The organism is Pseudomonas donghuensis, assembly GCF_000259195.1.
Taxonomy (GTDB): Bacteria; Pseudomonadota; Gammaproteobacteria; order Pseudomonadales; family Pseudomonadaceae; genus Aquipseudomonas; species Aquipseudomonas donghuensis.
In genome coordinates this window covers 270,047-277,794 of sequence record NZ_JH650759.1, presented here as the reverse complement: position 1 = coordinate 277,794, position 7,748 = coordinate 270,047, and the positions used below count along the sequence as shown (strand labels likewise).

General features: G+C 64.8%; 7 protein-coding genes and 2 pseudogenes. 7 read left to right on the top strand and 2 right to left on the bottom strand.

Going from position 1 to position 7,748, the window contains the following annotated elements:
- Positions 1-297, bottom strand: a pseudogene (locus UW3_RS29345) (PA4780 family RIO1-like protein kinase); the annotation flags it as partial.
- 280 nt (positions 298-577) lie between these two features.
- Between UW3_RS29345 and UW3_RS30200 the strand changes: the two are divergent.
- Both UW3_RS30200 and UW3_RS30195 read left to right on the top strand, forming a co-directional pair.
- Positions 578-1,666 (top strand): annotated as a pseudogene (locus UW3_RS30200) (cache domain-containing protein); the annotation flags it as partial.
- A 90-nt stretch (positions 1,667-1,756) separates the two neighbouring features.
- A complete protein-coding gene (locus UW3_RS30195) occupies positions 1,757-2,524 on the top strand; it encodes a methyl-accepting chemotaxis protein (protein ID WP_374045264.1) in 768 nt (255 codons plus the stop codon).
- A 114-nt stretch (positions 2,525-2,638) separates the two neighbouring features.
- Here UW3_RS30195 and UW3_RS0107640 read toward each other — a convergent pair whose 3' ends face one another.
- Entirely contained in the window at positions 2,639-3,916 is a 1,278-nt protein-coding gene (locus UW3_RS0107640; protein ID WP_010221734.1) for an acetyl-CoA C-acetyltransferase, read from the bottom strand.
- Positions 3,917-4,033: 117 nt separating this feature from the next.
- Between UW3_RS0107640 and UW3_RS0107635 the strand changes: the two genes are divergently transcribed.
- The 5 genes from UW3_RS0107635 to UW3_RS29340 form a co-directional block, all read left to right on the top strand.
- Entirely contained in the window at positions 4,034-5,386 is a 1,353-nt protein-coding gene (locus UW3_RS0107635) for a 3-oxoacyl-ACP reductase (protein WP_010221733.1), read from the top strand.
- A gap of 1 nt (position 5,387) precedes the next feature.
- Positions 5,388-6,242 carry a MaoC family dehydratase gene (locus tag UW3_RS0107630; protein WP_010221732.1) on the top strand — a complete coding sequence of 285 codons (855 nt, stop codon included), beginning with the start codon at positions 5,388-5,390 and terminating at the stop codon, positions 6,240-6,242.
- 61 nt (positions 6,243-6,303) lie between these two features.
- Complete coding sequence (locus tag UW3_RS0107625; RefSeq protein ID WP_010221731.1) at positions 6,304-6,609, top strand: MazG-like family protein; 306 nt, start codon at positions 6,304-6,306, stop codon at positions 6,607-6,609.
- Positions 6,606-7,355 carry a methyltransferase gene (locus tag UW3_RS0107620; RefSeq protein WP_010221729.1) on the top strand — a complete coding sequence of 250 codons (750 nt, stop codon included), beginning with the start codon at positions 6,606-6,608 and terminating at the stop codon, positions 7,353-7,355. The genes UW3_RS0107625 and UW3_RS0107620 overlap by 4 nt, the downstream gene beginning before the upstream one ends.
- Positions 7,356-7,378: 23 nt before the next feature.
- Positions 7,379-7,748, top strand: a 370-nt coding sequence (locus tag UW3_RS29340; RefSeq protein WP_010221728.1) for a DUF4136 domain-containing protein, incomplete at its 3' end; no start/stop codon positions are given.

The window sequence follows — 7,748 nt, the reverse complement described above, 5'->3', positions numbered from 1 at the left end:
GAACACCCCCGCCACTTCGGCGTTCTGCCAGGCGTCTTCGGCCTCCTTGCGGCCGAACTTGGAGCCCTTGGCCATGGCCCGGGCCTGACGGCTGTTGCGCACCTTGCGGCCTTCCTGGTACTCGGCAGCCTGGCGGAAACTGCGCTTGTTGGCTTCTTTGTAGACCTTGGCGCACCGTAGCTCCCGACCGCAGCGGACCACATACACCGCAGCCTCCTTGCCACTCATCAGTGGTCGTAGTACTTCGTCGACCAGTCCATCTTCAACCAGCGGTTCAATGCGTTTTGGAGTCTTCATCGGTTTCTGTCGGGGGTCCTGTCTGGCCAAACACGTGATTGTTATAGGTCACAGGTCCTGGAACCTGCTTGTCGCTGAAGCAAGACCGCACTGCGTTGTAACGGCAATCCGCCTGACTTGCCATTCTTTTTCTGCCCGATGGCGACCAATCGGTCACAAAAATCGCCAATCATCAATAAATACGGGGGATTCTTCCCGAGTAACACTTTATTTCCAGAGTCCACGGCCGATGTAGTCTGCAGCAGCCTCGTACGTTTACAAGAAAAATTCTGGAGCGCGGATGAACATAAAACAAAAACTGACCTGGGCTTTTGCCGTGATCGCCGGCTTGCCAGTGATCCTGGTCGCTACCCTGGTGGTCCTCAACCTGCGCAGTGAAGCCCGCGAAGGCTTCGTCGACGGCAGCAGCCGCGAGATCCGCCAGGTGGCCAACGCCATGCAACTGTTCTTCGAAGGCATCAGCCAGAACGTCGACTACCTGGCTGCCCAGCCACTGGTCAGCGCCACCGGCAACGAGCTGAAAAAGTACATGAGCGCAGATGCCGCACAGATCGCCTTGGGTGAACCTGACAAGAAACTCCACGATTTCTTCGCCAGCCTCGCCGCCAGCCATCCCGCCTACTCATATTTGTCCTACGGACTGAGCGACGGCGGTTACGCCATGTGGCCGGGCGACGCGAAAATGGCCAACTACGACCCACGCCAGCGCCCCTGGTACCAGGCGGCCATGGCCTCCCCGGGCAAAACCCTGCGCACCGACGCCTACTACTGGGCCGGTGACGATGCGGTGCTGGTCAGCACCGTGCGGGCAGTGCCCAACCAGCTCGGCAACCCCGGCGGCGTGGTCAGTATCGACGTCTCGCTCAAGCAGCTGACCGAGATCGTCAAGCAGATCAAGCTTGGCGAAAGCGGCTACCTGATGCTGCTCGAAGACAATGGCAACGTGCTGGTCGACCCGCGCGCTCCGGCGCACAACTTCAAGCCGCTGGGCAGTCTCGGTGCCGGGTATGCAGAACTGGCCAAGGCCGGCAAGGGCCTGGTCGAAGTCGAGCTCGATGGCGAGCGCTACATGGCCAACGTCTGGCCCTCGGAGCAACTGGGCTGGAACTTCATCGGCCTGATCCGCCATGACGAAGTGATGCACACCGCGACCCAGCTGACCTGGCTGGTGGCCGCCATCGCCATCGTGCTGGCGGCGGTGTTTGCCCTGGTCGGGGCCACTTTCGCCAAGCTCATCGTGCGCCCGATCCACAGCGTCACCAGCGGCCTGGAAGGTATCGCCCAAGGTGAAGGCGACCTGACCCGCAGCCTGGACGTGCGCGGCCGCGACGAAACCGCGCAACTGGCCAACTGGTTCAACCAGTTCCTGGCCGCGATCCGCAACCTGATCCAGAGCATCGGCCAGGCGGCGAACAAGATCCTCGCCACCTCCAGCAGCTCGACCCAGGTGTCCCACGACATGGCCGAAGCCGCCGGGCGCCAGCGTGAAGCGGTGGACATGGTGTCAACCGCCTTCCACGAAATGGTTGCCACCGCCAACGAAGTCGCACGCTCCTGCAGCCAAGCCGCCGATTCGGCCGACAGTGGCCAGCAACAGGCCCGCGAAGGCCAACAGCAGATCGATGCGGCGGTGCAGAGCGTCGATCGCCTGAGCCAGGAGATCGAGCAATCAGCGCAGTCGATGCAGCAACTCGAACGCGACAGCAACGCCATTCAATCGATCCTCGGCACCATCCGCTCGATTGCCGAGCAGACCAACCTGCTGGCCCTCAACGCCGCCATTGAGGCCGCCCGCGCCGGTGAGCAAGGCCGTGGCTTTGCCGTGGTTGCTGACGAGGTGCGGGCGCTGGCCAAGCGCACCGCCGACTCCACCGCCGAGATCGACAACCTGCTCGGCAACCTGGCCAAGCGCACCAGTGAAGTGGCCCAGCAGATGCACGCCAGCCTCGAAGTATCGCAGCAGTCAGTCAGCCGCATTAGCCTGGCGCGCAGCAGCTTCGGGCAGATCCGCGAGTCGGTGGACATCATCCGCGACATGAACACCCAGATCGCCACTGCCGCTGAAGAACAGCACCAGGTGGCCGAAGACATCAACCGCCATATCAGCCAGATCCACGGCGATGCGCAGTTGGTGGCGGAGCTGGCCAACTCGGCGCGCCAGGACTCGCAGAGCCTGGCCGGTTTGTCCAACGAACTGGATGCGCTGGTACGGCGCTTTCGTACCTGACGACTACAGGCGCAGTTCGCCCGGGGTGACGCCGAACAGGCCCTTGAACGCGCCGATGTAGGCCGAGGTGGAACGCCAGTCGCCCGGCCCCGGTGGTGAGTCAGCCGGCACGGGTCAACGCTCGATGATCGCCGTCACGCCCTGACCGCCAGCAGCGCAGATCGAGATCAGGCCACGGCCCTTGCCGGCACTGGCCAGCAACTTGGCCATGTTCGCCAGAATGCGCCCGCCGGTGGCCGCGAAGGGATGCCCGGCGGCCAACGAGCTGCCCTTGACGTTGAGCTTGCTGCGGTCGATCGAACCCAGTGGCGCATCCAGGCCCAGGCGGCTCGTGCAGTACTCGGGGTCTTCCCAGGCCTTGAGGGTGCACAGCACTTGTGCGGCGAAGGCCTCATGGATTTCGTAGTAGTCAAAATCCTGCAGGGTCAGGCCATTGCGCGCCAACAAGCGCGGCACCGCGTAAGCCGGAGCCATCAACAGCCCTTCCTGGCCTTTGACGAAATCCACCGCAGCGGTTTCACCATCGACCAGGTAGGCCAGCACCGGTAAACCGCGTTCGCGAGCCCAGTCTTCACTGCCCAGCAGCACCACCGAGGCGCCATCGGTCAATGGCGTGGAGTTGCCGGCGGTCAGGGTGCCCTGGCCGCTGCGGTCGAATACCGGCTTGAGGCTGGCGAGTTTTTCCAGGGTCAGGTCGGGGCGCAGGTTGTTGTCGCGGGTCAGGCCCAGGAAGGGCGTGAGCAGGTCGTCATGCCAACCCTCGACAAAGGCGCCAGCCATGTTCTGGTGACTGCGCAGGGCCAGCGCGTCCTGTTCCTGGCGGTCGATCTGCCAGGTCTTGGCCATCTGCTCGCAATGCTCGCCCATCGACAAGCCGGTGCGCGGCTCGCCGTTGCGCGGCAGCTCGGGTTTAAGGTGGCCGGGACGCAGCTTGAGGAAGGCCTTGAGCTTGTCGGCGGTGCTCTTGCCACGGTTGGCCTGCAGCAAGATGCGCCGCAAGCCTTCGCTCACCGCGATCGGTGCATCCGACGTGGTATCAACGCCACCGGCAATGCCGCAGTCGATTTGCCCCAGGGCGATCTTGTTGGCCACCAGCAGGGCGGTTTCCAGGCCCGTGCCGCAGGCCTGCTGCAGGTCGTAGGCCGGCGTTTGCGCTGACAGCCGCGAGCTGAGCACGCTTTCGCGGGCCAGGCTCATGTCGCGCGAATGCTTGAGTACCGCCCCCGCCGCCACTTCCCCAAGGCACAGGCCATGCAGGCTGTAGCGTTCGATCAGGCCTTCAAGCGCGGCGGTGAGCATCGCCTGGTTGCTGGCGGTGGCATAAGGGCCGTTGGAACGGGCGAAAGGAATTCGATTGCCGCCTATGATTGCGACCCGGCGCAGTGAGCGCATGCGTGCTGTCCTCTTTTTCCCCAATGGTCCGCTACAGCGTAGGTGTTTTTTGCACATTCGAACGACCAATGGCCAATCATGGTCCACACTTTGAAGCTATTTCAGGGAGAACCGCACATGAGCGACCGCTATATCGACTTCGCCAACTCCAAACTCGGCCACCGCCTGGTAGGAGCTGTCGGCCTGCCCAGCCCGGCCCGCCTGGAGCGCTGGGAAGCCGGCCGCCTGCGGCCGATCGAAGGCGCCCTGTTGCTTGGCGGCGGGCCGTTGGCAAAGACTGTCGAAGCCTTCGCCAAGCGCCTGACCGACGAGTTGTACAGCTTTGCCAGCCCCGAACTCGAAGCCAGCGAGTGGGTGGCCGGGCTGGGGCCCACGCTCAAGGCAGTGGTGTTCGATGCCAGCGAGCTGGGCGATATCGACCAGCTCAAGCAATTGCGCGAATTCTTCCAGCCGTTGCTGCGCAGCCTGGCGCCCAGCGCCCATGTCGTCATCCTCGGCCGCACCCCGGAACAGCTCGACGAGCCGCTGGCGCGCGTTGCCCAGCGCGCCCTCGAAGGTTTCAGCCGCTCGCTGGCCAAGGAGCTGCGCGCGGGCGGCACCCTGCAACTGCTGTATGTCAACCCAGCGGCCGAAGACCAGCTCGAAGGTGCGTTGCGTTTCTTCCTTTCACCGAAAAGCGCGTTTATCTCCGGCCAGGTATTGCGCCTGGAAGCCTGTGGCGCCGTGGTGCAGGACTGGAGCCGGCCACTGGCCGGGCGCAAGGCACTGGTCACTGGCGCTGCCCGTGGCATCGGTGCGGCGATTGCCGAAACCCTGGCCCGCGATGGCGCCGAGGTGATCCTGCTCGACGTGCCGCCCGCCAAGGCCGACCTCGAAGCCCTCGCCGCACGTTTGGGCGGGCGCAGCCTGGCCCTGGACATCTGCGCGGCGGATGCCCCGGCGCAGTTGCTCGAAGCCTTGCCGGACGGTATCGACATCGTCGTGCACAACGCGGGCATCACCCGCGACAAGACCCTGGCCAACATGACCCCGGAATTCTGGGACTCGGTGCTGGCGGTCAACCTCAAGGCCCCGCAACTGCTGACCCAGGCGTTGTTCGACAGCGGCGCCCTGCACGACAACGCGCGCATCGTGCTGCTGGCCTCGATCAGCGGCATCGCCGGCAACCGTGGCCAAGCCAACTATGCTGCCAGCAAAGCCGGGCTGATCGGCCTGGCCCAGGCCTGGGCAGCGAAGCTGGCCGCGCGCGGCGCCAGCATCAACGCCGTGGCCCCCGGTTTTATCGAAACCCGCATGACCGCGGCCATCCCCTTCGCCCTGCGCGAGGCCGGGCGGCGCATGAGCTCGCTGGGCCAGGGCGGCTTGCCCCAGGATGTCGCCGAAGCGGTGGCCTGGCTGGCGCAACCGGGCAGTGGCGCAGTCAATGGCCAGGTGTTGCGGGTTTGCGGCCAAGCCGTGATGGGGGCCTGAAATGACCCGTCAATGGATTGAGCTGAGCAGCACCGCGGCGCTCTCCGGGCTATACCTGCGCGCTGCACGCAAACGCAAGATCAGCGGCGACAGCCTGCCGGCCAGCGGCTTGCGCTGCCACCTTGGCGTCGACCCGCAACAGTTGGAGGCCTACCGCAAACTCTGTCACTTCAGCGACGACGGGCGCCTGCCGCCTACCTTTCCCCACGTCATGGCCTTCGCCTTGCAGATGCAGTTGCTGACCGCCGCGGACTTCCCCTTCCCGCTGCTGGGGCTGGTGCACCTGCACAACAGCATTCGTGTGCTGCGACCGCTGGGCGGTATCAGTCGCCTGCGTTTCAGCGTATCGGTGGATAACCTGCAGCCGCACGAAAAAGGCGCCACCTTCGAGCTGATCACCGAAGCCGAAGACGGCCTCGGCCTGCTCTGGTCGCAAACCAGCCGCATGCTCTGCCGTGGCCTGAAGCTGGGCGGCGAGCCGGCAGTTGCCGATGCGCCCGAAGCCCTGGCCCTGAGCGAACTGACCCGCTGGTACGCCGACAGCGATATCGGCCGGCGTTACGCCAAGGTCTGCGGCGACTACAACCCGATTCACCTGAGCGCCGCCAGCGCCAGGCTGTTCGGTTTTCCCACCGCCATCGCCCACGGCATGTGGAGCAAGGCCATGGCCCTGGCAGCCTTGCGCGGCCACTTGCCGGTCAGCGGCTATGAACTCGAAGTGGGTTTTCTCAAACCGGTGCGCCTGCCCAGCGAAGTGATCCTCAACACCAGCCCGGCGGCGGCCGAAGGCCAGTTGCAACTCGACGGCCATGGCGAGCTGGTGCACATGCGCGGGGCCTGGCGGTCATTGCGCTGACAGCGCCCTCTTGCGTTGCAACGGCGCCCGCCTGAAGCTATGCCGCTTGAGGAGAGCGCCGATGAACTTGCAAGAACTGACCCAACGCCTGCACCGTATTCGCGACAACAACGACTGGCGCGGCTTTCACAGCCCGAAAAACCTGGCCATGGCTGCCAGTGTCGAGATGGCCGAACTGGTGGAAATCTTCCAGTGGCTGACTGAAGACCAGTCGCGCCAATTGCCGCCCGAGCAGCTGGCACACGCCGGCCAGGAAGTCGGCGACATCGTCCTTTACCTGTTGCTGCTGTGCAGCGAACTGGGCCTGGACATGGAACAGGTGGTCAACAGCAAGCTGGCCGACAGCGAAAGGCGTTTTGCCAAATGAACGACCGTCATTTCGATGAACTGGCTACCCGTTTTGCCGAGAAAATCTACGGCGGCGCCAAGGGCGCGATACGCCTGGCGGTGCTTCAGGCCGACCTCGCCGAAGCCCTGCCCGAGCGCCCCCTGCGCGTCCTGGATATCGGTGCCGGCCTGGGACATATGGCCCTGTGGCTGGCCCAGCGCGGGCATCAGGTCACCCTGGCCGAACCCGCCGCGCCGATGCTCGACGGCGCCCGCGAGCGCTTTGCCGACGCCGGCCAGCAGGCCACCTTCATCCAGGCGCCCTGGCAGGACCTGCTCGGCCAGCTGACCGAACCCTATGACCTGGTGCTATGCCATGCGGTGCTGGAATGGCTGGCCGAACCCGAGACCATCCTGCCGGTGCTGCATCAGTTGACCCGCGCTGACGGCATGCTGTCATTGGCGTTCTACAACCGCGACGCACTGGTGTACCGCAACCTGCTCAAGGGTCATTTTCGTAAGTTGCGCAGCAATGAACTGGCCGGCGAGAAGCAGAGCCTGACCCCGCAAAAACCACTTGATCCGCGTACGCTCAAGGCGCAACTTGAAGACTTGTGGCAGGTCGAAAGTGAAAGTGGTGTGCGGGTTTTCCACGACTACATGCCCCGCGATTTCCAGGCCAAGGCCGAACTGTCCGAGCTGCTGGAAATGGAACTGGCGCATCGTCGTCATCCGGCCTTCGCCGGGTTGGGCCGCTACCTGCACTGGATCTGTCGACCGCGCTGAACCGCGCCCGCCGGGAGGGTGACATGCCGTACCGTTTGACCCTGGCCCTGCTGGGCCTGGCCCTGGCCGCCTGCCAGGGCAGCAACCCTTATGTCGCCAGCTCCCGCCCGCTGCCACCGGCCCCAGCACAGGCAGCCACGACCTTCGATGCCAGCGCCTACCCCGCAGCTCCCCGCGACTACGCCCGCTACCGCAGTTGGGCCTGGCGCAATGGCCAGCTGCCGGCTGGCAGCACCTATGCCGATCCCGCCCAGCTGGCCGATGCCGTCAGCAATGCCCTCGACCAGCGCGGCCTGCGCCCGGCCCGCAATGGCCAGGAAGGCGACCTGCTGGTCAGCGCCGACCTGCGCCTGGAACGGCGCCTGCGTCAGGTTCGCGAAGATTATTCCGCCT